The organism is Agaribacterium sp. ZY112, from assembly GCF_041346925.1.
Taxonomy (GTDB): Bacteria; Pseudomonadota; Gammaproteobacteria; order Pseudomonadales; family Cellvibrionaceae; genus Agaribacterium.
The window spans coordinates 2,511,756-2,534,371 of the sequence record NZ_CP166840.1; the positions used below are offsets into that span (position 1 = coordinate 2,511,756).

Annotated in this window: 18 protein-coding genes and 2 tRNA genes; 14 read left to right on the forward strand and 6 right to left on the reverse strand. The window is 46.1% G+C overall.

Annotated elements, in window-relative coordinates:
• Nucleotides 1-105 precede the first annotated feature (105 nt).
• The gene (gene gltA, locus AB1S55_RS10970; RefSeq protein ID WP_370978187.1) at nt 106-1,419 is read right to left on the reverse strand and encodes a citrate synthase; all 1,314 of its coding nucleotides are present in this window, start codon (nt 1,417-1,419) and stop codon (nt 106-108) included.
• 589 nt (nt 1,420-2,008) lie between these two features.
• On the opposite strand from gltA, the gene sdhC reads away from it, so the two are divergent.
• From sdhC to sucD, 9 genes are all read left to right on the forward strand, one after another.
• Nucleotides 2,009-2,380, forward strand: a complete 372-nt coding sequence (sdhC, locus tag AB1S55_RS10975; RefSeq protein ID WP_370978188.1) for a succinate dehydrogenase, cytochrome b556 subunit — start codon at nt 2,009-2,011, stop codon at nt 2,378-2,380.
• Nucleotides 2,374-2,742, forward strand: a complete 369-nt coding sequence (gene sdhD / locus AB1S55_RS10980) for a succinate dehydrogenase, hydrophobic membrane anchor protein (RefSeq protein WP_370981587.1) — start codon at nt 2,374-2,376, stop codon at nt 2,740-2,742. Before sdhC ends, sdhD begins: the two co-directional genes overlap by 7 nt.
• A gap of 2 nt (nt 2,743-2,744) precedes the next feature.
• Nucleotides 2,745-4,517 (forward strand): succinate dehydrogenase flavoprotein subunit, encoded by a 1,773-nt coding sequence (sdhA, locus tag AB1S55_RS10985; protein WP_370978190.1) that lies wholly within the window; start codon nt 2,745-2,747, stop codon nt 4,515-4,517.
• A 28-nt stretch (nt 4,518-4,545) separates the two neighbouring features.
• The gene (locus tag AB1S55_RS10990; RefSeq protein ID WP_370978192.1) at nt 4,546-5,250 is read left to right on the forward strand and encodes a succinate dehydrogenase iron-sulfur subunit; all 705 of its coding nucleotides are present in this window, start codon (nt 4,546-4,548) and stop codon (nt 5,248-5,250) included.
• A gap of 262 nt (nt 5,251-5,512) precedes the next feature.
• Complete coding sequence (locus AB1S55_RS10995; protein WP_370978194.1) at nt 5,513-8,350, forward strand: 2-oxoglutarate dehydrogenase E1 component; 2,838 nt, start codon at nt 5,513-5,515, stop codon at nt 8,348-8,350.
• Between the two features lie 56 nt (nt 8,351-8,406).
• Nucleotides 8,407-9,624, forward strand: a complete 1,218-nt coding sequence (gene odhB, locus AB1S55_RS11000; protein ID WP_370978196.1) for a 2-oxoglutarate dehydrogenase complex dihydrolipoyllysine-residue succinyltransferase — start codon at nt 8,407-8,409, stop codon at nt 9,622-9,624.
• Nucleotides 9,625-9,672: 48 nt separating this feature from the next.
• Nucleotides 9,673-11,124, forward strand: a complete 1,452-nt coding sequence (lpdA, locus tag AB1S55_RS11005; RefSeq protein ID WP_370978198.1) for a dihydrolipoyl dehydrogenase — start codon at nt 9,673-9,675, stop codon at nt 11,122-11,124.
• 246 nt (nt 11,125-11,370) lie between these two features.
• Nucleotides 11,371-12,534: an ADP-forming succinate--CoA ligase subunit beta gene (gene sucC, locus AB1S55_RS11010; protein WP_370978200.1), complete on the forward strand. Its 1,164-nt coding sequence runs from the start codon at nt 11,371-11,373 to the stop codon at nt 12,532-12,534.
• Nucleotides 12,535-12,536: 2 nt separating this feature from the next.
• Nucleotides 12,537-13,409, forward strand: a complete 873-nt coding sequence (gene sucD / locus AB1S55_RS11015) for a succinate--CoA ligase subunit alpha (protein ID WP_370978202.1) — start codon at nt 12,537-12,539, stop codon at nt 13,407-13,409.
• Nucleotides 13,410-13,467: 58 nt separating this feature from the next.
• On the opposite strand, the gene AB1S55_RS11020 is transcribed toward sucD, so the two are convergent.
• From AB1S55_RS11020 to AB1S55_RS11040, 5 genes are all read right to left on the reverse strand, one after another.
• Nucleotides 13,468-14,367 carry a hypothetical protein gene (locus tag AB1S55_RS11020; protein ID WP_370978204.1) on the reverse strand — a complete coding sequence of 300 codons (900 nt, stop codon included), beginning with the start codon at nt 14,365-14,367 and terminating at the stop codon, nt 13,468-13,470.
• 120 nt (nt 14,368-14,487) lie between these two features.
• Nucleotides 14,488-14,793 (reverse strand): hypothetical protein, encoded by a 306-nt coding sequence (locus tag AB1S55_RS11025; protein ID WP_370978206.1) that lies wholly within the window; start codon nt 14,791-14,793, stop codon nt 14,488-14,490.
• A 215-nt stretch (nt 14,794-15,008) separates the two neighbouring features.
• Nucleotides 15,009-15,084 (reverse strand) — tRNA-Asn (locus AB1S55_RS11030).
• Nucleotides 15,085-15,208: 124 nt separating this feature from the next.
• Nucleotides 15,209-15,285: transfer RNA gene (locus AB1S55_RS11035), tRNA-Val, on the reverse strand.
• A 63-nt stretch (nt 15,286-15,348) separates the two neighbouring features.
• The gene (locus AB1S55_RS11040; RefSeq protein WP_370978207.1) at nt 15,349-17,994 is read right to left on the reverse strand and encodes an SLBB domain-containing protein; all 2,646 of its coding nucleotides are present in this window, start codon (nt 17,992-17,994) and stop codon (nt 15,349-15,351) included.
• 143 nt (nt 17,995-18,137) lie between these two features.
• Between AB1S55_RS11040 and thrS the strand changes: the two genes are divergently transcribed.
• The 5 genes from thrS to pheS all read left to right on the forward strand — a co-directional run bounded on the left by thrS (nt 18,138) and on the right by pheS (nt 22,611).
• On the forward strand, nt 18,138-20,081 hold the full coding sequence (thrS, locus tag AB1S55_RS11045; protein WP_370978209.1) for a threonine--tRNA ligase: 1,944 nt from the start codon (nt 18,138-18,140) through the stop codon (nt 20,079-20,081).
• 86 nt (nt 20,082-20,167) lie between these two features.
• Entirely contained in the window at nt 20,168-20,707 is a 540-nt protein-coding gene (gene infC / locus AB1S55_RS11050; RefSeq protein WP_370981588.1) for a translation initiation factor IF-3, read from the forward strand.
• Nucleotides 20,708-20,880: 173 nt separating this feature from the next.
• Complete coding sequence (gene rpmI, locus AB1S55_RS11055) at nt 20,881-21,078, forward strand: 50S ribosomal protein L35 (RefSeq protein ID WP_370978211.1); 198 nt, start codon at nt 20,881-20,883, stop codon at nt 21,076-21,078.
• 34 nt (nt 21,079-21,112) lie between these two features.
• Entirely contained in the window at nt 21,113-21,472 is a 360-nt protein-coding gene (gene rplT / locus AB1S55_RS11060) for a 50S ribosomal protein L20 (RefSeq protein WP_370978212.1), read from the forward strand.
• Nucleotides 21,473-21,597: 125 nt separating this feature from the next.
• The gene (gene pheS, locus AB1S55_RS11065; protein WP_370978213.1) at nt 21,598-22,611 is read left to right on the forward strand and encodes a phenylalanine--tRNA ligase subunit alpha; all 1,014 of its coding nucleotides are present in this window, start codon (nt 21,598-21,600) and stop codon (nt 22,609-22,611) included.
• Nucleotides 22,612-22,616 lie beyond the last annotated feature (5 nt).

Here is a 22,616-nt window from a genome sequence, read left to right on the forward strand (position 1 = left end):
TCGTTTGTTTTTAATCGTGAATGACAGTGTCTAGGTGTTCGCTAGATGTTAAAAAGGCCAGTCAAAGACTGGCCTTTTTAATTCCTGTTTATTTAAAAGACAGGCTTAAAAGGTATCGACAGACGCAGCAGGACGACCAGCACGATCGGTGTAATCACGAGGTGTAGCACCGGTGTATAACTGGCGGGGGCGGCCAATTTTGACACTTTCACCTAGCATTTCATGCCAGTGTGCAATCCAGCCTACCGTGCGGCCTGTAGCAAAAATTACGGTAAACATATCGGTAGGAATACCGATTGCTTTCATAATGATGCCTGAGTAGAAATCCACGTTTGGATAGAGTTTTTTCTCGATAAAATAAGGATCTTCAAGAGCGATTTGCTCTAGGCGCTTGGCGATAGCCAGTAGTGGGTCATTTTCTAAACCAAGTTCGGCTAATACTTCGTCACAAGTTCCTTTCATCACCTTTGCACGAGGGTCGAAGTTTTTATAAACACGATGACCAAAGCCCATCAGGCGGAATGGGTCGTTTTTATCTTTTGCTTTTGCAACGTATGCATCAATGTTGCTAACGTCGCCAATCTCTTCAAGCATCTTTAATACTGCTTCGTTGGCGCCGCCGTGAGCAGGGCCCCAAAGAGTTGCGATACCAGAGGCGATACAGGCAAATGGGTTGGCGCCAGAAGAACCTGCAAGACGTACTGTTGAGGTAGATGCGTTTTGTTCGTGGTCTGCGTGAAGTAAGAAGATCTTATCCATTGCGCGAGCAAGTACTGGGCTAACCTTTGGATCGCTACAAGGAGTGCCAAACATCATGTGCAAGAAGTTTTCGGCATAACCTAGGTTGTTGTCAGGATACATAAATGGCTGACCTTGGCTGTGTTTGTAACACATGGCTGCAAGGGTAGGCATTTTTGCAATTAAGCGGTGGGCGGAGATGATGCGGTGGCGAGGATTGGTGATATCGAGAGAGTCGTGGTAGAAGGCAGAAAGTGCGCCAACGATGCCACACATCATGGCCATTGGGTGTGAGTCGTGATGGAAGCCGCGGAAGAAGCGAGAAATTGACTCATGCACCATGGTATGAGTGGTAATAATATCTACAAATTCTTTATATTCAGCTTCGCTAGGAAGCTCACCGTGAAGTAATAAGTAGCAAGTTTCTAGGTAGTCAGAGTTTTCTGCTAATTGATCAATAGGATAGCCGCGATGTAATAGCTGGCCTTTGCCACCATCAATAAAGGTGATTTTAGATTCACACGAAGCGGTAGAAACGAAGCCCGGGTCGTAAGTGAAGTAACCTTTTGCAGTTAAGCCTCGAACGTCGATTACGTCAGGCCCCATTGTGCCCTTATAGGTGGGCAGCTCGATGTTGGCATCTAAGCCTTCAACCGCCAAGGTTGCTTTCTTGTCTGTCATTCTGGACTCCTAAGATTAATTTTTAACGGCTCCGACGCAGGTTCAGCTTTTAGCCACTTTTTTTAAAAGTGTCGGTCTGTGCGTATGAGTGCTGCTTCCCGCATCACTCAATTGGAGTAAAAGATGCGCGCTAGCAAAAATGCTGCGCAAAGCATGCGCGGATTATAGTGTGCATTGTAGGGTCTTTTGAATATCAATTTGATGTGTATCGATAAAAATCTGCTTTACTGCCTATATGTTGTACAGTCTTGTTCTTTATTGGTGCGTTTGCGTGGGGCGTGAGTGCTGCTTTTGCACCAAAGTGGAGACTAATGTGCGTGATCTTCACTAGTTCTTATGAAAGTTTGTAATTTAACAGTCGCATAAATATAATTTGCACGCGCTATTTGGGGGCTGCAAAAATGTGTTTGTTTTTTGTGCGGTTTGGCGCGAGAGTCCTTCTTCTATCAGTGCTGCAAAAGTTACATTTTTAGGTTTGGCTCTTCTTTCAATAAAAAGCACTTTGTTGTGTGTAAAAATGATAATACGCTGAACGTCGACTTATCAGTCGGTTGTTTTTCTTAAAATTAAAATAGGGTGTGGCACTGTCGTGGATAAAAGACCAGTAAACCTCGATCTCTCTACGGTTAAATTTCCGGTTACGGCGATCGTCTCTATATTGCATCGAGTCAGTGGTGTGGTGTTGTTAGGCGCGATTTTATTATTGCTGTGGGCTTTGGATGTAAGCCTTTCGTCGGAAGAAGGTTTTGCTTTTATAAAAGAGTTACTCGACAACGTATTTGTAAAGTTGATCGTATGGGCCATGTTGGCAGCAGTGATTTATCACTTGGTTGCTGGTGTACGACACCTTTTAATGGACTTGGGTTTTTGGGAAGAGTTGCAAAGTGGTAAAGCTAGCGCTACTGCAAGTCTCGTTCTTTCAGTAATTTTGATCGCGTTGGCGGGGGTGTGGTTATGGTAACGGCAACAACAAGTTTTAGTCGTAACGGATTGTCAGACTGGATAATCCAGCGTTTTACCGCAGTAGTATTGGCTGCATACACCGTATTTATCATTGGCTTTTTGCTGATGAATCCAAATTTAGATTTTGCAACATGGCAGGCGCTGTTTTCCTGCACATGGGTTCGCATTTTTAGTTTGTTTACCTTGGTCTCTATTGTTGCTCACGGCTGGATCGGTTTGTGGGTTGTTTTGACCGATTACATTACGTCGCGCATGGTGGGTTCTTCTGCGTTGGCAATTCGTGTCGTTGTGCTCTCAGTGTATGCCGTGGTTAACGTGGTGTTCCTTGTTTGGGGCGTTGAGATTTTCTGGGGGATTTAAGAATGGCGAATATGAGAACGATGACCTTTGACGGTATTGTCATTGGCGGCGGCGGTGCTGGTATGCGCTCCGCACTTCAATTAGCTCAGTCCGGTTTTAAAACTGCGGTTATTACAAAAGTATTTCCTACTCGCTCTCACACTGTAAGTGCTCAGGGTGGTATCACTTGTGCGATCGGTAGTGCGGATCCTCAGGATGATTGGCGCTGGCACATGTATGACACCGTTAAAGGCTCTGATTACATTGGTGATCAAGACGCTATCGAATATATGTGTGCGACTGGCCCTGAAGCTGTTTTTGAGTTAGAGCACATGGGTTTGCCATTCTCTCGTACTGAAGAGGGGCGTATTTATCAGCGTCCTTTTGGTGGTCAGAGTAAAGATTTTGGTAAGGGGGGGCAGGCTGCTCGTACCTGTGCAGCGGCGGACCGTACTGGTCATGCCTTGTTGCACACCTTGTATCAAAGCAATGTTAAAAATAATACGGTTTTCCTCAACGAGTGGTTTGCTGTTGATATTGTTAAGAACCAAGACGGCGCTGTTGTTGGTGTTATGGCGATTAACATGGAAGACGGTGAAGTCGTATATATAAAAGCGAAAGCAACTGTATTTGCTACAGGCGGTGCTGGTCGTATTTATGCTTCTACCACCAATGCCCACATTAATACGGGTGATGGTATTGGTATGGCTTTACGTGCAGGTTTCCCTGTACAAGATATTGAAATGTGGCAGTTCCACCCAACCGGTATTGCGGGTGCGGGTGTGCTTGTTACAGAAGGCTGTCGCGGTGAAGGCGGTTACTTAGTTAATAAGGATGGCGAGCGCTTTATGGAGCGTTATGCGCCAAACGCTAAAGATCTAGCGGGTCGCGATGTGGTTGCACGCTCCATGGTGCTAGAGATTCTAGAGGGGCGCGGTTGTGGTGAAAACGGCGATCACGTTTTCCTTAAGCTAGATCACTTGGGTGCTGAAACACTGAATCAGCGTTTGCCGGGTATTCTTGAGTTGAGCCGTACTTTTGCTCATGCAGACCCAATCAAAGAACCTATTCCGGTTGTGCCAACTTGTCACTATATGATGGGTGGTATCCCAACAAACGTTGATGGTCAGGCCTTAATGACAGGCGCTGATGGCGGCGATAAGGTTATTGATGGTTTCTATGCTTGTGGTGAGGTGGCGTGTGTATCTGTGCACGGTGCTAACCGTTTAGGTGGTAATTCACTACTCGATCTTGTTGTATTTGGTCGCGCCTCTGGTTTGTTTATTGAAAAATCGTTGCGTGAAGGCATCGAGTTGCGCGATGCGACAGACTCAGATTTCGACGCGGCCTTGAGTCGTTTGGACAAGCTCAATAACAATACAGGTGGTGAACAAGCTGCCGTCGTTCGCAAAGACTTGCAGAGCATCATGCAGAATCACTTTGGTGTATTCCGTAAGGGTGAGTTTATGCAAGAGGGTATTAAGAAGTTAGAAGCTTTGCGTGAGCGTGTTGAGAATTTAGAGCTTGCAGATAAAACCATGAGCTACAACACTGCTCGTATTGAAGCTTTAGAGGTTCAGAATTTATTTGAAGTTGCAGAAGCGACTGCGATTGCAGCTGAAGAGCGCAAAGAAAGTCGCGGTGCGCATGCGCGTGATGACTTCCAAGAGCGTGATGATGAGAATTGGTTGTGTCACTCAATGTACGATCCAACAACTAAGAAAGTTGGTAAGCGTGACGTGAACTTTAAACCAAAAACTGTCGATACCTTCGAACCGAAGATTCGTACTTATTAATCTGGATCGCGATTAGGAGAAAGTAAAAATGTTGACAGTTGAAATCTATCGCTACAACCCAGACACGGATAAAGAGCCAAGCATGAAGTCGTATCAGCTTGATACGCAAGGTAAGGACTTGATGGTTCTTGATGTGCTTGAGCAAATTAAAGAGCAAGACCCATCGCTTGCGTATCGTCGTTCTTGTCGTGAAGGTGTATGTGGCTCTGATGGTTTAAATATTAACGGTAAAAATGGCTTGGCGTGTATTACACCTTTGTCTGCTTCTGTTAAAAAGAATAAGTTGATTCTTCGTCCTTTGCCTGGGTTACCGATTATTCGTGATCTTGTGATCGACATGAGTCAGTTCTACGCTCAATATGAAAAGATTGAGCCGTATTTGCAGAATAATACACCTGCGCCTGCCATTGAGCGCAAGCAAAGCCCTGAAGAGCGAGAAAAGCTTGATGGTCTTTATGAATGCATTTTGTGTGCGTGCTGTTCAACTAGTTGTCCGTCGTTCTGGTGGAATCCAGATAAGTTTATTGGTCCATCTGGTTTGCTTCAGGCATATCGCTTTTTAGCGGATAGTCGTGATACAGCAACAGAAGAGCGTTTAGCTAAATTGGATGATCCGTACAGTGTTGTGCGTTGTCACGGTATTATGAATTGTGTTGAGTCTTGTCCTAAGGGGCTAAACCCAACCAAGGCAATTAGCAGTATTCGTAATATGATGTTACAGCAGAGTACCTAATTTTAGGTTGTCTGCAGTTTTAATGTGAGTCGTAAGAGGGTTGTTTACGGCTCATATATAACGACAGCTTGGTTTTAATTAGCCGAGCAATAATTACTGGAAGCCCACAAGGCTTTGTGGATAATGTGCTCTAGTGTGAGTATTGGGGTGTTGGTGCATTTGCCTGCAAACTATACTCTACCGATGCATTACGAGCTGACATTGTCTGACGTCAATTATCGTTGATTTAAGTAGTACAAGGTCCGTTTTTACGGGGAAAGAGATGCAAGAAAGTTTAATGGAGCTGCTGTGGAGTACATCCCACTTTTCAGGTGGTAATGCCCCATATGTTGAAGAACTCTACGAGTCTTACTTAAAAGACCCTAACTCGGTGGCGGATAGCTGGCGAGAAACCTTTGACAAGCTACCCCGCGTAGAGGGTGTGGTGACTTCAGATGTACCACATTCTGAAATTGTTGATTATTTTGAGCAGCTCGGTCGCAGTAATGTACGTTACTCCGCGAAACCGGGGGAAGGCTCTTCCAGTATTGCGCACGAACGCAAGCAGGTTGAAGTAGTTCAGTTGGTGAATGCCTATCGATTAAGTGGCCATCAACGAGCAAACTTAGATCCTCTTGGTTTGCAAAAAACTCGCAGCGCTCCTGATTTAGATTTAGGTTTTCACGGTCTTAATACCGCTGACTTAGATTCTGTTTTCCAAACCGGTGATATGGGCTTTGGTTATGCAGAAGGTTTGTTGCGTGACATCATTGGTGATCTAGAAAAAACCTACTGTGGCAATATTGGCGCTGAGGTGATGCACATCACCAATTATGAAGAGCGTCGCTGGTTGTTGCAGCGCTTAGAGAGTAGCCGTTGCCGCCCAAGCTTTGATGATGAAGCTAAACTCAGCATCTTGAAGCGTATGACTGCGGCTGAAGGCTTAGAGCGTCATCTCGATAGTAAATACCCAGGCACAAAGCGTTTTGGTCTTGAAGGGGCTGAAAGTTTTGTTCCATTAATTGATGCCACCATTCAGCGCACCGGTAGTTATGGTGCTAAAGAGATGGTTATTGGCATGGCCCACCGTGGCCGCTTAAATACCTTGGTTAATGTTCTTGGTAAAAACCCAGCTGATTTGTTTGATGAATTTGAAGGTAAAAGGCTGGTAGATACTTCGGGTGATGTTAAGTATCACCAAGGTTTCTCATCAAATGTTATGACCCCTGGCGGTGAAATGCACTTGGCTTTGGCGTTTAACCCAAGTCATTTGGAGATTGCCTCGCCTGTAGTTGAAGGCTCTGTTCGCGCTCGTCAAGATCGCCGAGAAGATGCAGATGGTCATAAAGTAATTCCAGTTGTTATTCATGGAGACTCTGCCTTTGCCGGTCAGGGTGTTGTCATGGAAACCTTCCAAATGAGTCAAACTCGCGCGTATAAAACGGGCGGTACGATTCATATTGTTATTAACAATCAGGTTGGTTTTACTACTAACAAACAAGAAGACGTTCGCTCTACTGACTACTGCACCGACGTAGCCAAAATGATCGAGACGCCTATCTTCCATGTTAATGGTGATGACCCTGAAGCAGTTGTGTTTATTGCGAACCTTGCTGCGGACTACCGCAATGAGTTCAAAAAAGATGTAGTGATTGATCTTGTTTGTTATCGCCGTCGTGGCCATAACGAAACGGATGAGCCGTCGTCAACTCAGCCGTTGATGTACAAGGCGATTCGCGCGCATAAAACGACTCGCACTCTTTTTGCTGAGAAGCTGGTGGCTGAGGGTGTATTGAGTCAGCAGGAGGCGGACGATCTTACTCGCGGTTATCGCGACATGTTGGATCGCGGTGAATCGGTTGCTCGCGGTTTGGTGAGTGAACCAGATAAAAGCTTATTTGTTGATTGGACTCCTTATATCGGTCACGACTGGCATACGCCTGCTAACACCGGCGTTAGCTTGCCTAAATTGCAAGAAATTGCTGATAAGGTAAGTCATGTTCCAGACGGTATTCAGGTTCAACGCCAGGTTGCTAAAATTTACGATGACCGCAGGAAAATGGCTGGCGGTGCGTTACCCATTAACTGGGGTATGGCTGAAACCTTGGCTTATGCAACCTTGCTGGAAGAGGATTATGAAATCCGAATCTCTGGCCAAGATGTGGGGCGAGGTACTTTTAGTCACCGCCATGCGGTTGTACATAATCAAAAGGATGGTGAGAGCTATATTCCTCTTGAAAATGTTAAAGAAGGGCAGCCTCGTTTTGATATTTACGACTCGTTATTGTCTGAAGAAGCCGTATTGGCTTTTGAGTATGGCTATGCAACAACCGCTCCTAAAGGTTTGGTGATTTGGGAGGCTCAGTTTGGTGATTTTGCTAACGGCGCTCAGGTTGTTATTGACCAGTTTATTAGTAGTGGTGAGCACAAGTGGGGCCGTTTGTGTGGTTTGACTTTGTTGTTACCTCACGGGTACGAAGGGCAGGGGCCTGAGCATAGCTCAGCACGTTTAGAGCGCTTTATGCAATTGTGTGCTGAGCACAATATGCAGGTGTGTATCCCAACCACGCCTGCGCAGGTTTTCCATATGCTTCGTCGTCAAGCGGTTCGTCCTATGCGACGTCCGTTAATTGTGATGAGCCCTAAGTGGATTTTGCGTCACAAGCTTGCGACCTCAAGTCTTGAGGAATTGACGGAAGGTTCATTCCTACCGGTGATTGGTGAGCAGGAGCTGGCTCCTGAGAAAGTAAAACGTGTTGTGCTTTGCAGTGGTAAAGTTTATTACCACCTACTTGAAGCGCGCATGGAGCGAGAGCAAGAAGACGTTGCTTTGATTCGGATTGAGCAGCTTTATCCTTTCCCTGAAGAAGATTTACGTGTGGCGCTTGAGCCTTACGCTGATGTAACTGACGTGGTCTGGGTACAAGAAGAACCAATGAACCAAGGGGCTTGGTATAGCAGCCAGCACCGTATGCGCCGTGTTGTTGAGCGTGTAAATAGCGATGCATATTTACGCTACGCAGGTCGCACCGCGTCATCAGCCCCAGCGGCTGGTTATATGTCTACCCATTTAGAAGAGCAGGCTAGGTTTATTAACGCCGCTTTAGACCTAGATGTGTAACTTAATTAAATATCGAGCCCACAAAATTAACTGAGCCTAAACGGACAAGAAAAGAAATGACCACTGAAATCAAAGCGCCTACTTTTCCGGAATCAGTACAAGACGGCACCATCGTTACTTGGCACAAGCAAGTTGGTGAAGCTGTTAGCCGAGACGAGCTTCTTGTCGAAGTTGAAACTGATAAAGTTGTATTAGAAGTTGTTGCTCCTGCGGACGGAACTGTTGCTGAAATTGTAAAAGGCGAAGGTGACGTTGTAGAGAGCAATGAGTTGCTAGGTAAAATTACTGAGGGCGCTGTAGCGGCGGCTCCAGCTGAGCCGGCGGCTGCTCCTGAAACTGCCCCAGCTGCTAGTAGCAATGAAGATATTAAAGCAGCTCCAGCTGCTCGTAAATTAGCGTCAGAAAAAGGCGTTGATCTGTCTTTAGTTAGCGGTACTGGTAAAGGCGGTTTAATTACTAAAGCGGATGTTCAAGCATTTGAGCCAGCGACGGCTCCCGTAGCTGAAGCTCCAGCACCTGTCAAAGCGGCTGCGCCAGCGGCGTCCCCTGCGATTGAGGTTCAGCTTGGTGAGCGTGTTGAAAAACGCGTGCCAATGACGCGCTTGCGTTCACGTATTGCTGAGCGTTTATTAGAGGCAACACAAACAACGGCCATGTTGACCACCTTTAACGAGGTGAACATGGCGCCAGTGATGGAGCTTCGCAAGAAATATAAAGATCAGTTTGAAAAATCTCACAATGGCACGCGCTTAGGTTTTATGGGCTTTTTCGTAAAAGCGGCCGTTGAAGCTTTGCGTCGTTTCCCTGCTGTAAACGCATCAATCGATGGTAAAGATATTGTTTATCACGGTTACCAAGATGTTGGTGTTGCGGTAAGTACTGAAAAAGGTTTGGTTGTGCCTGTGTTGCGCAACGCTGAAAACATGGGCCTTGCAGACATTGAGTCTGGTGTGCGTGACTTTGGTTTGCGTGCTCGCGATGGTAAGTTAGGCATTGAAGAGATGACTGGTGGTACCTTTACCATTACTAATGGTGGTGTATTTGGATCGTTAGTATCAACGCCAATTTTGAACCCACCTCAGTCTGCGATTTTGGGTATGCACAAGATTCAAGAGCGCCCAATGGCTGTTAATGGTGAAGTTAAAATCTTGCCAATGATGTATCTAGCTATGTCTTATGACCACCGTATTATCGATGGTAAAGATGCTGTTCAGTTCCTTGTTGCGATCAAAGATTTACTCGAAGATCCAGCTCGTATATTGCTAGAAATTTAAGCCGCGTTTAACAAATTTAATATATTTTAATTTTTTGGGGTTAATTGTATGTCCAATAAGTACGACGTAATTGTTATCGGTTCCGGTCCTGCCGGTTACGTCGCTGCCATTCGTGCGGCTCAGCTTGGTCTGAAAACAGCATGTGTAGAAAAATGGCGCGATAAAGACGGTAAAGGCGTGAACGGTGGTACTTGTTTGAACGTTGGCTGTATTCCGTCTAAAGCGTTGCTTGATAGTTCTCACAAATACCATGAAGCTAAAGCTGCTTTTGGTGGTCACGGTATTAGCACGGGTGACGTAGGTATTGATGTACCTTCAATGATTGCTCGCAAAGACAAGATCGTTAAGCAAATGAACACCGGTATTAGCGGTTTATTTAAAGCGAATAAAGTCGATTCACTTTTTGGTGCTGGTAAATTACTTGCTGGTAAAAAAGTACAGGTAACTGACGCAGACGGTAAAGAAACGGTATACGAAGCTGAGAACGTTATTCTAGCTTCAGGTTCTGTGCCTGTTGATATTCCACCTGCACGTGTTGATGGCGACGTTATTGTTGATTCAACAGGCGCACTTGAATTTCAAGAAGTGCCTGAGCGCCTAGGTGTTATTGGTGCCGGTGTTATTGGTCTTGAGCTTGGTAGTGTTTGGTCTCGCTTGGGATCAAAAGTTGTTTGTTTGGAAGCGCTTGATAGTTTCCTTGCCATTATGGATCAAACCATTGCTAAAGAAGCTAAGAAAATTCTAACCAAGCAAGGTTTGGATATTCGCTTAAGCTGTCGTGTAACCGGTACTGAAGTGGTAGAAAAGGGCGGTAAGAAAGAAGTTATCGTTACTTACACTGATCACGAAGGTAACGAGAGCACTGAGACTTTCGATAAATTGATCGTTTGTGTTGGTCGTCGTCCGTTTACAGATAGCCTATTGTCTGACGATAGCGGTGTGAAGTTGGATGAGCGTGGTTCTATCTACGTTAATGACCTTTGTTCAACCAGCGCACCAGGTGTATTTGCTATTGGTGATGTTGTTCGCGGCCCAATGCTTGCGCACAAAGGTTCAGAAGAAGGTGTTATGGTTGCTGAGCGTATCGCCGGTGAAAAAACCGTAATGAACTACGACATCATTCCTAACGTTATTTATACGCATCCGGAAATTGCAGCAGTAGGTAAAACTGAAGAGCAGCTTAAAGCGGACGGCGAAGACTACAAAGTCGGTATCTTCCCGTTTATTGCTATCGGTCGTGCTGTTGCCGCAGATGAGTCTGACGGTATGGTGAAAATGATTGCTGATGCAAAAACCGATCGCGTTTTAGGTACTCACATTGTTGGTCCTAACGCTGCGGACTTGGTGCAGCAGGTAGCGATTGCTATGGAATTTGGTTCAACTGCTGAAGACATTGGTTTGACTGTATTTGGTCATCCAACCTTCTCTGAAGCGGTTAAAGAGGCTGCCTTGGCGGTGAATGGTCATGCCATCCACATGCCGAATCGTAAAAAGCGTTAAGTTTTATACGAAGCAAAAATAAAATGGTCGCACTTGTGCGGCCATTTGTCTATTGGGAGCAGGGAGCTGCCATGTTTGGGGAATACTCCCAAGCAGAACTAAGGACGGTTGTAATATCCAGTCTGTCCCCCAGTTTGACTAATTAAGCTGAATGGCTGGCATCCGAATCAGGGTGAGGAAGGGGATAACGTTTTAGTGTCGGTCACAAGTCGACATACCTCTAAAAATAGTAAATGGTATTGATAAATGAACTTACACGAGTATCAAGGCAAGCAGTTGTTTGCGGAATACGGTTTGCCCGTATCCAAAGGTGTGGTTGCTGAAACGCCTGCGGAAGCGGTAGCAGCAGCGGGAGAGTTAGGTGGCGATGTTTGGGTGGTTAAAGCCCAGGTTCACGCTGGTGGTCGCGGTAAAGCTGGTGGCGTTAAAGTCGCCAAAAGCAAAGGCGAAATCGAAGAATTCTCAAAGCACTGGTTAGGTCGCAACCTAGTGACTTACCAAACGGACGAAGCGGGTCAGCCTGTTAACCGTATTTTGGTTGAAGATCTTACTGATATCGCTCAAGAATTGTATTTAGGTGCCGTTGTTGATCGCTCCACTCGTCGTGTCGTATTTATGGCATCGACTGAAGGTGGTGTTGAAATTGAGCAGGTAGCTGAAGAAACGCCTGAGAAAATTCTAAAAGCCATTGTTGATCCTATGACAGGTGCTCAGCCTTATCAGGGCCGCGAGTTGGCATTTAAGCTTGGTCTTGAAGGTAAGCAAGTGAAGCAATTCACCAATATCTTCTTGGGTCTTGCAAAAATGTTTGTTGAGAAAGACTTGGCTTTGCTTGAGATTAACCCTTTGGTTATTACAGGCGCTGGTGATCTTCACTGTCTTGACGCAAAAATCAATATCGACGGCAACGCCATGTACCGTCACCCAGAGCTAAAAGAAATGCACGATCCTTCGCAAGAAGATGAGCGTGAAGCCCATGCCGCTAAGTGGGAGCTTAACTACGTTGCTCTTGAAGGCAATATCGGCTGTATGGTAAATGGTGCGGGTTTAGCGATGGGCACCATGGACATCGTTAAGTTACACGGTGGTCAGCCAGCTAACTTCCTAGATGTAGGTGGTGGCGCGACGAAAGAGCGTGTGATTGAAGCATTCAAAATCATTCTAAGCGACGAAAACGTCAGTGCTGTATTTATTAATATCTTTGGCGGTATCGTTCGTTGCGATCTGATTGCTGAAGGTGTAATTGGTGCGGTTGAAGAGGTGGGTGTAAAAGTCCCTGTTGTTGTTCGCCTTGAGGGTAACAATGCAGAGCTTGGCGCCAAGGTGCTAGCCGAAAGTGGCTTGAACATCATTGCGGCAACCAGTTTAACGGATGCTGCACAGAAAGTTGTAGAAGCGGCGGGGAACTAAGAATGAGCGTATTAATTAATAAAGACACCAAAGTATTGTGTCAGGGCTTTACTGGTTCTCAAGGTACTTTTCACTCTGAGCAAGCTATTGCTTATGGCACCAATATGGTTGGTGGTGTTACGCCAGGCAAGGGTGGTCAAACCCATCTTGGTTTGCCTGTTTTTAACACAATGGCGGAAGCTGTAGAAGCGACGGGCGCCGATGCATCCGTTATCTATGTACCTGCTCCTTTCTGTAAGGATTCCATCCTTGAGGCTGCTCACAGTGGCGTTAAGTTGGTGGTTTGTATTACTGAAGGCATTCCAACTATGGATATGCTTGAAGCTAAAGTGAAGTGCGACGAATTAGGTGTGCGTTTGATCGGTCCTAACTGCCCGGGTGTGATCACTCCTGGTGAGTGTAAGATCGGTATTATGCCTGGTCACATTCACTTGCCTGGTAAGGTAGGCATTGTCAGCCGTTCAGGTACTTTGACCTACGAAGCGGTTAAGCAAACCACAGACTTTGGTTTTGGTCAGTCTACTTGTGTTGGTATCGGCGGCGACCCAATCCCTGGTTCGAACTTTATCGATATTCTTGAGATGTTCCAGAATGACGATAAAACCGAAGCCATCGTCATGATTGGTGAAATTGGTGGTACGGCTGAAGAAGAAGCTGCTGCTTATATTAAAGCGAATGTCACCAAGCCTGTTGTTTCTTACATTGCGGGTGTAACTGCGCCTCCAGGTAAGCGTATGGGCCATGCTGGAGCAATTATCTCTGGTGGTAAGGGCACGGCTGATGAAAAATTTGCCGCGCTTGAAGAAGCTGGAGTAAAGACCGTTCGCAGTCTTGCTGATATCGGTCAGGCATTAAAAGAGGCGACGGGCTGGTAAGTTCTTTTACCATCATGTAGCTTTTAAAGGCAGCTCTCGAGCTGCCTTTTTTGTGCCGCTAATACGAAGCTTCTAATAAGCGTTTAGGGTCTTTCTTGCTGTGTAAAAAACCCGATTGTTCGTAGATCTCTCTTATTTTGCCTGTTTTTGCTAGTTTATTGATACCTTGGTTTAAGTGTTTTCTTGCCCAAACTCCGTGCTTGGATGACTTAGATATTGTCATATGGCGTGTGCCTTCTAATACTACGTAAACTCCTTCTACGGGCACAAGTTGTGTTTTGCCATTGCTAAAAAAATCATTGCCGTGATGGTGGGACTCAAGAAAGGTGTAATCGCTGCGCCCAGCCTCTAACATTCTGTAAATAGAGTCAAAATCCACTGCGCTGGCAACCTGATCGGATAGCTGAGTCATTGTATACAGGTCGTGAGTCCACGTTCTTACTGCGACGCCTTGGTAGTTGCTTAGGTTAATGTTCTCAGCTTTGGTGCTTTGCAAAGGGTGTGAGGGGGTTGTGTAGGGGGCCTTTTCAAACTCTCCGTGAGTGATAACCGCTTTGGAGGCCCAAACTTTATTCAGGTTTATCTCTTCAAGCCAAACCGACTCAGCGGCTAAGTCTGCCTTGCCTACTTCGAGTAAAAATAAGCTGCGTACATGGTTTGGCACGCCTATAAGAATAATCTCTGGATTACTGCCGCTAGCAATAAAGGCATGACAAATAATCTTAAGTTCGGCCGCGCCTCTATCTTTCGGGCTGTTGAAGTTCTCGGCTATATATTGGCAGCTAACGGGGCGTTGCTGCCATTGCTTTAGTTCCTCCTGAATGGAGTTCTGGTGTACTGTGATGGCTAATACGGGCTGGTTTTGGGCAAGATTTAAGTCAGAGAGGCATAAAAGTAATGGGCCGAGCAAAAATGTGCTTAGTATCGTTAGGGGGTTGTAGCTGTTTCGACTTTTCATATTTCGCACCCATACATCCATACACCAATAAGCTTAAGGGGGATGCACGTTTTTGAGTTAAAGCCATTAGTTAAAGTGTAGCCCTTTTTAAGATATTTACTCGTCTGGCTCTGGAGTCGGTTAGTCGTTTTGACGAGTCTTTTCTATCTTTTTACAGTCCCAACCCCAGCTTTCCTGTTTTTTGATGAATGCGGCGAGTTGTTTTTCACAATAGCCTTTTTCTTTGTCGGCGCGCCAAAGAACTTCAGGGCTTGAGTTCTTGCTGTAGCGAACTTCACAGGGGAGTGCAGAAGGCGGCTCTAGATAGTTAAGGCTTAGCTGTCGGCTGTGTTCGCCTTGTTTGCATAGGTAGTTTTGCTGTGGGTGCTCTTGTGCATATGAGAGGAGGGGAAGTGTAAGCAGTAGTGTCAGTCGTAAGGGGTTCATAGGTGTGGCCCGCCCAGTTAGGGGATGCCTTTTATTGTAGCTTATACGTAGTTATATGAGGTGGGACAGGCTTAGTTGCAAAGCTTAAGTCGTTTTACAGAAGGCGCTTTTATTTGCCTATTGCTGCAGTGTTGTGACTTGCTGGGTTTTAAGAAGAGGTGGCGGATCTTTAGGCGAAAAAAAACCGCTACATTTCTGTAACGGTTTCTTTAATTTGGCTCCGCCTGCTGGGCTCGAACCAGCGACCCAATGATTAACAGTCATTTGCTCTACCAACTGAGCTAAGGCGGAATTTTTTGGGCTATGCCCGAAAAGTGCGCGTATATTAATGTGGCTAGCAGCCTCTGTCAACACTTAAAAAGCACTTTTAACTTGTTGTTTTTTAACCAATTTTGCTTTAACTAAAAAGTAAAATTGGTAGGACCGGGCGGATTCGAACCGCCGACCCCTACCATGTCAAGGTAGTGCTCTAACCAACTGAGCTACGGTCCTACAACAGCTCTCTTAACGAGAGGGCGCGCATTATAAGCACGCCTTTTTTAAAGTGCAATGTTTTTATAGTCCTCCAATTGCTGCAATACCAATTGCTGCTTGATACATGATCTGGGTTACGCTGGCCCAAATGGAAATTCTGTCAACGCGACGGGTATCAAGAGGTACGATAATAGTGTCGCCAGGCGTCAGTGCTACTGAACGGCCACCAAACCAGCCATTGCCTTTAGGCAGCACTACGGAGCCGTTGGCTTTAATGACATAAACGCGCTTTTTATCGGCACTGCGTTTAAAGCCACCGGAGCGTGATAGGTAGTCATTAACATCTAGTTCGGGGTTGTAAAAATGAGAGGTGGCAAACTGTACTTCCCCAAGTACGGTGATCGATGGCTTAAAGCGTGGTATTTCAAGAATGTCACCATCCGCGAGCTGGAAGTCAAGCACGTCAGGGCGATCTAAAATGCCCGGAAGGTCGATCACTAAGCGGCCTAAGGCTTCAGTACCATCAATATTGGCAAGAATCTGATTGGCTTCATCCCTATCAATGTCTGCGCTGGCCTTAGACGCTTCTAAGGAACTAGTGGCAATATCGGCTGCAACTTGTTCTCTTAGTGCTGCAAGGCGCTTCTCTTCTAGTTTTCGTAATTCTAAACGAGAGAAAATAGAGCCTTCAGCATAGGCTTGATGGGTAAGGCCGCCAGCTCGGTTAATGACATCGGTAAGGGTTTCACCAGGCAGAATGGCATAGGTGCCGGGGTGGCGGAACTCTCCCACCAACTCAACCGTTTCTTTAGTGTGCCAGAGTGGAATTTGTTGTACGCGTAATACGTCACCGGCTTCAAGCACGGGGTCGTTGCTTTCTAAGTTGGCGGCTATGTGTAAAACAATGCGTTCGTAATCTTCATCAAGCTCGTAGCGAGTAATTTCCGCTTCACGATTAAGGGCGCTTTTGGTAAAGCCTCCTGCCAGCAACGATAGTTGGCGAGCACTCATATTTTGACTAAAAGGGTATTCGCCGGGGAAGCGTACACTGCCATTAACAATGACGGTTTGTTCGCGCTGTTCTATATTGGCTTGTAATTTAAGTCGATAAATAAGGTCCGCTAGTACTAGGGTGCGGTCTTGTTCAAAGCCAAATAGATAGAGTTTGTCCCGAGCTTGTAATAGCGGGTCTGCTTCGCTGTGAGGGCTGCGCCATGCTTGTGTTGGCTCAAAGCTTAATATTTGAATTTCTCGGGTGCCGGGGACCTCACGCTCAATCAGGGCAATATCTAAGTCGGGCAGGGCTAGTAGCGCGTCAGCGCTAGTGATGATGTCACTGAAGCGTAAATTGGCTTGCCAAGCGTAGCTCGTTTCGCGCTTAACGTGACCGCTTACATGAATGACATCGTTTAGTTCTTCAAGGTTGCTACCAACCATTAGAACGTCGCCATTTTCTATTTTTACTTTAGATGCCTTATTTCCTTCTAGGCTGACCTTGCTTAAGGTGAGTTCCCCTTGCTTGCCTTGCCTTTTGATTTTTGAGCCTTGCAGATAAGCTTGGGCTTTTAATCCACCCGCTAAGCGTACGAGATCAGCTGCCGTTTTTTCATTTTTGAGCTCATAAATTGCAGGTCGTTTTACTGCACCATCAATACCTGCGCGTGTACCAACGGGAGGGACAAAAATAACGTCACCGGGTAATAAACGGCTGTCTTTGCTTGTGTCGCCATTAAGAAGTAGATCGTAGAGGTCGAGCTTGCTAATGGTAAGGCCGTTGCGTTTCAGCTCGATATTACGCAAAGAGCCAATTTGGGTAATACCACCACTGGCAAAAATGGCGTTAGTCATTGTTGATAAAGAGCCAACAACGTAGCTGCCTGGGATATTGACATCACCCAAAACAAAAACACGAATCGTGCGAAGCATGCCCATCGAGACAGAGGCGTTAATGCCAATCATTTGCTCGCGTACAAGCTCTTCAATTTTATCGGATACCTGTTTAAAGGTGAGGCCGGCAAAAGGCACGGGGCCTATACGAGGGAAATCGATGGTGCCGTTGCGAGTAATCACTAGCTCATGTTTAGAGCTTTCTTTACCGTAAAGTTGGACATTAATCGTATCACCAGGGCCTAAGATATATTCTGCAGGAATAGGGATGTCTTCGGCTGGTGTAAAGGTTTCAGCGCCAAAATCAAACAAATCATAGCCGTAAGGCTGAAGGCCTTTGTCTTCTTTTGAGTCCATAAACATCATCAGGGCTTCAGGGCTCATAGGAACGCCGGGCATTCCCGGTATCGTCATACCTTGCCCCATGGCGCCGGCTGCCATCATGGCAGAGCTGCTGTCGGCAGCACTCACAGCTTGCCCGGTGGGGTTGTCAGCAGTACGTTTACCGCTTACAGGGACTTGACCAGGGTTCTTTTGTGTCGAGTCACTCCCGCCTGCGCCTTCTTCGAGCATGGCGTTGATGTCATCTAGGTTCACGCCCATTGATGAAGCAATCGCTTCCTGTTGAGCTGGCGACATGCGCTTAAATTGCTCAATTTGTTCGGCAGTTGGCGTAAAAGCTAGAGTGCTGATAGAAAAAAGAGTCAGGGCTAGGCCAATAACGGCGCTGCGCAAGGCAAAAAGCATTGTGTTGTCCATGTGTTTTGATTGGTTTGATGGCGTATTTGCTGTGCTTTTTAGTTGTTGTACGTACAGCGTCATGCCAGTCGGCTTCAGCATCTTAAGGCCATATAAATTGCAGTCAATGACTTAGGCTTATTCAATTACACTTTTATCGCGTGAAGCTATATACTCGCGCGCTCTTCATTTATATGTCTCACGTGACCTTTCGTAGGGGCCACCACTGAATTTGGAAACAAGATATGCCTGTAATTACCCTTCCTGACGGTTCCACTCGTAGTTTTGATCAGCCTATTACGGTGATGCAAGTGGCCGCTGATATTGGCCCTGGTTTGGCTAAAGCCACCATTGCCGGCCGTATCAATGGCGCGCGCGTTGATGCCTGTGAATTAATCAGCGACGATGCTGAGCTACAAATCATAACCGCCAGGGATGACGACGGCCTTGAGATTATTCGTCATAGTTGTGCTCATTTGTTGGGACACGCCCTTAAGCAAATGTGGCCTGATGCCAAAATGGCTATTGGTCCTACCATTGAAAACGGTTTTTATTACGATATCGAACTAGAGCACGTGCTCAGTGAAGATGACGTCGTGGCGCTTGAAAAGCGTATGTTGGAACTGGCTAAGACAAACTATGACGTCGTTAAAAAAACGGCTACATGGGAAGAAGCGCTTAGCACCTTTGAGCAGCGCCAAGAGCCTTATAAGATAGAAATCTTAGAGCGCGATATACCTAAGAGCGCGACTCCTGGTCTTTATCATCATGAGGAGTACGTGGATATGTGCCGCGGCCCTCATGTGCCTAATATGAAATTCTGTCACTACTTTAAGCTTTTACGTGTTAATGGGGCTTACTGGCGTGGCGATAGCGACAATAAAATGTTGCAGCGTATATATGGCACCGCTTTCCCTGATAAAAAGCAGCTGAAAGCACATATGCGTTTCTTGGAAGAGGCGGCCAAGCGCGATCACCGTAAAATTGGTAAAAAACTCGATCTTTTTCATATTCAAGAAGAAGCGCCAGGCATGGTGTTTTGGCACCCAGCGGGTTGGTCAGTTTATACCGTAGTCGAAGCTTATATGCGCCGAGTGCAGGAGTTAAATGGCTACGCAGAAATTAAAACTCCACAAGTGGTCGATCGCACTTTGTGGGAGCGTTCGGGGCACTGGGATAAATTCCGTGACAATATGTTTACAGTGGAGTCCGAAGCGCGTGATTATGCGGTTAAACCAATGAACTGCCCATGTCATGTGCAGGTTTTTAATCAAGGTTTAAAAAGTTATCGTGATTTACCTTTGCGTTTAGCTGAATTTGGTTCGTGTCACCGTAATGAAGCGTCTGGCACCTTGCAAGGCTTGATGCGTGTGCGTGGGTTTACCCAAGATGACGCGCATATTTTCTGTGAAGAGAGCGCAATTCAAGAAGAGGTGAGTCAATTCACGGATCTTTTATTTGATGTCTACAAAGACTTTGGCTTTGAAGACGTACTGATTCGCCTGTCTACTCGCCCAGAAGAGCGTGTGGGTTCCGATGAAGACTGGGATAAAGCCGAAGAGGCGCTGTCTGTGGCGTTAGATAGCAAGGGGCTTGATTTCACTTTGTTGCCTGGAGAGGGCGCCTTTTACGGCCCTAAAATTGAATTTTCTCTGCGTGACTGTCTAGGTCGTGTTTGGCAATGCGGTACGATTCAGGTCGATTTCTCTATGCCTGGTCGTCTTGGGGCTCAATATGTCGCTGAAGATGGCTCGCGTCAGACCCCTGTTATGCTGCATCGCGCCATCTTGGGTTCTTTTGAGCGTTTTATTGGTATCTTGATTGAACACTATGAAGGGGCATTTCCTGCATGGTTGGCGCCTACTCAAGCTGTTTTGCTAAATATTACCGATGCTCAGGCCGAATATGCGCAAAAAGTCGAACAAAGCTTGCAAAACAAGGGTTTCCGCGTCGTTTCTGACTTGAGAAATGAGAAGATCGGCTTTAAAATCCGCGAGCACACTTTGCAGAAGACCCCATTTTTACTTGTTGTGGGTGATAAAGAAGTTGAAACCGGCACTATTACCGTGCGTGCTCGCAACGGTAAAGACCTAGGTTCTATGTCAATTGAAGCTTTTGAAGAGCTACTTGACGCGGCTGTTGCTAAGCGCGGACGCATAGAAAAGGTTGAAGAGTCAGCAGAAAGTTGATTAAAACCGGTCAATTGACTCAAAAAGCCGCCTTTGGCGGTTTTTTGACATATACTGCAAGTTTTTACGCTTAGGAGAAAAACACAATTAATAATCGCAACGCCAAAGGCCAGTCCAAGAAACCGGCCATTAACGACCAAATTAAAGCCAATCAGGTTCGCCTCATTGGTTCGGACGGCTCGCAAAAGGGCATCGTAAGCTTAAATGAAGCGCTCGAACAAGCGCGTGCAGAGAGCATGGATCTTGTGGCAATGGCCGCTGAAGCAGATCCTGTTGTTTGTAAAATCATGGATTACGGTAAACATCTATTTGAAGCGAAGAAAGCTAAAGCTGCTGCCAAGAAAAAGCAAAAGCAGCAACAAATCAAAGAGATGAAATTCCGCCCTGGCACGGAAGAGGGTGATTATCAGATTAAGCTGCGAAATATCACTAAGTTTATTGAAAACGGTGATAAGGCTAAATGTAGCTTGCGCTATCGCGGGCGAGAAATGGCCCATCAAGAGCTCGGTATGGAGATGTTAAAGCGTATCGAGAATGATCTTGAAGAGATTGCAACAGTTGAGCAATATCCAAAAATGGAAGGCCGCCAACTGATTATGGTATTGGCGCCTAAAAAGAAAAAGTAGTCGCTTATATTTGTGAATTTGAGGTGGCTGCCCAGCCACAAATAGACAAAACAGTTACTGTTTTGTGTTTTTAAATGGGCAGGGGTGATGAGAGTCACTTACGTGAGTCGCCGGGCTTTTAGCTGCCTGAGGGGACTTAACTTTAATCATGATGAACTTCTGGAGTATTAATCATGGCTTCAAAAGCTAAAGTACACAGTGGCGCAGCAAAGCGCTTTAAAAAAACTGCAAAAGGTCTTAAGCGCAAAAGCGCTCACAAGAGCCATATCCTGACCAAGATGACTACTAAGCGTAAGCGTCAGCTTCGCGGCACTAGCCAAGTTAATGCTGTTGACGTGCCAAACGTTAAACGCATGCTTCGTGAAGTGTAAACCCTAGTAATCATTATTTTTTGAGGATATTTAAATGGCTCGAGTAAAACGTGGTGTTGTCGCCCGTCGTCGACACAAAAAAGTACTTAAGGCTGCAAAAGGTTACTACGGTGCACGTTCACGTGTATTTCGCGTAGCTAAGCAGGCAGTAATTAAAGCTGGTCAATACGCTTACCGTGACCGTCGTGTTAAAAAACGCAACTTCCGCGCTTTGTGGATTACGCGTATTAACGCTCAGTCTCGTAACGAAGGCTTAAGCTATAGCCGTCTAATCGCTGGTCTTAAAAAAGCCGACATCGCTCTTGATCGTCGTGTTCTTGCTGACCTAGCTATTCACGATAAAGCCGCATTTGGCGCTATCGTGGCTAAGGCTAAAGAAGCACTTGCCGCTTAATCGCGCGAGTCTTTCTACAAAAAAGGGAAGGGCCGTAGGCGCTTCCCTTTTTTATTGCCCGAAACATGAGTATCGGGCCACACATATTTTGATATTGTTGTTAGTCCAACGCTGCTGGAACAAAGATGGAAAACCTATCCGTGCTGAGCGACGAAGCGCTCGCCAAAATTGAGAACACCAACGAGCTTGCCGCGCTTGATCAAATTCGAGTTGAATACCTCGGTAAAAAAGGCGCGATCTCTGCGCTATTAAAAACGCTTGGCAAGTTAAGCCCTGAAGAGCGCCCTAAAGCGGGCGAGCTAATTAATCAGGCAAAAACCAAAGTTGCTGATGCAATATCAAATAAGAAAACGGCTCTTGAGCAAGCGGCTATTGCAGCTAAGCTCGCTTCAGAAACCATCGATGTCACCTTAGATGGCCGACGTGCCGAACGCGGTGGTTTGCATCCTGTTACTCGCACTTTGCGTCGTATTGAGGCTATCTTTAGTGCAGCCGGTTACGGCGTGGCAGAGGGGCCTGAAATCGAAGATGATTTCCATAATTTTGAGGCCCTCAATATTCCTGCGCACCATCCCGCACGTGCGATGCACGATACTTTTTATATCAGCCCAAGCGAAGTATTAAGAACTCATACCTCACCTGTGCAAATTCGCACAATGGAAACCAGTAAGCCTCCTATCCGTGTTATATGCCCGGGCCGTGTTTACCGCTGTGATTCTGATTTAACCCACACGCCGATGTTCCATCAGGTCGAAGGTTTGGCGATTGATAAGAAAATGAGCTTTGCCGATTTAAAAGGTACTGTGGATCAGTTTCTTAAAGCTTTTTTTGAGGCCGACGTACCTGTGCGTTTTCGGCCTTCTTACTTTCCATTTACCGAACCTTCAGCAGAGGTTGATATTCAGTGCACGCACTGTTCTGGTGAGGGCTGTCGCATTTGTAAAAACACCGGCTGGCTAGAGGTGATGGGCTGCGGCATGGTTCACCCTAATGTATTTGAGTCGTGTGGTATTGATACCGAAGAGTACAGTGGTTTTGCTTTTGGTATGGGCGTTGAGCGTTTGGCTATGTTGCGTTATGGCGTAAACGACTTGCGTTTATTCTTTGAAAATGACTTGGATTTCCTGCAGCAGTTTTAAGGCTG

Bases quoted from the DNA above. Each gene is read 5' to 3' on its own strand.
- rpmI (WP_370978211.1), top strand. From the start codon at position 20,881: ATGGCTTCAAAAGCTAAAGTACACAGTGGCGCAGCAAAGCGCTTTAAA.
- sucD (WP_370978202.1), top strand. From the start codon at position 12,537: ATGAGCGTATTAATTAATAAAGACACCAAAGTATTGTGTCAGGGCTTT.
- AB1S55_RS10990 (WP_370978192.1), top strand. From the start codon at position 4,546: ATGTTGACAGTTGAAATCTATCGCTACAACCCAGACACGGATAAAGAG.
- rplT (WP_370978212.1), top strand. From the start codon at position 21,113: ATGGCTCGAGTAAAACGTGGTGTTGTCGCCCGTCGTCGACACAAAAAA.
- lpdA (WP_370978198.1), top strand. From the start codon at position 9,673: ATGTCCAATAAGTACGACGTAATTGTTATCGGTTCCGGTCCTGCCGGT.
- pheS (WP_370978213.1), top strand. From the start codon at position 21,598: ATGGAAAACCTATCCGTGCTGAGCGACGAAGCGCTCGCCAAAATTGAG.
- sucC (WP_370978200.1), top strand. From the start codon at position 11,371: ATGAACTTACACGAGTATCAAGGCAAGCAGTTGTTTGCGGAATACGGT.
- odhB (WP_370978196.1), top strand. From the start codon at position 8,407: ATGACCACTGAAATCAAAGCGCCTACTTTTCCGGAATCAGTACAAGAC.
- thrS (WP_370978209.1), top strand. From the start codon at position 18,138: ATGCCTGTAATTACCCTTCCTGACGGTTCCACTCGTAGTTTTGATCAG.
- AB1S55_RS10995 (WP_370978194.1), top strand. From the start codon at position 5,513: ATGCAAGAAAGTTTAATGGAGCTGCTGTGGAGTACATCCCACTTTTCA.
- AB1S55_RS11020 (WP_370978204.1), bottom strand. From the start codon at position 14,367: ATGAAAAGTCGAAACAGCTACAACCCCCTAACGATACTAAGCACATTT.
- sdhA (WP_370978190.1), top strand. From the start codon at position 2,745: ATGGCGAATATGAGAACGATGACCTTTGACGGTATTGTCATTGGCGGC.
- sdhD (WP_370981587.1), top strand. From the start codon at position 2,374: ATGGTAACGGCAACAACAAGTTTTAGTCGTAACGGATTGTCAGACTGG.
- gltA (WP_370978187.1), bottom strand. From the start codon at position 1,419: ATGACAGACAAGAAAGCAACCTTGGCGGTTGAAGGCTTAGATGCCAAC.
- AB1S55_RS11040 (WP_370978207.1), bottom strand. From the start codon at position 17,994: ATGCTGAAGCCGACTGGCATGACGCTGTACGTACAACAACTAAAAAGC.
- AB1S55_RS11025 (WP_370978206.1), bottom strand. From the start codon at position 14,793: ATGAACCCCTTACGACTGACACTACTGCTTACACTTCCCCTCCTCTCA.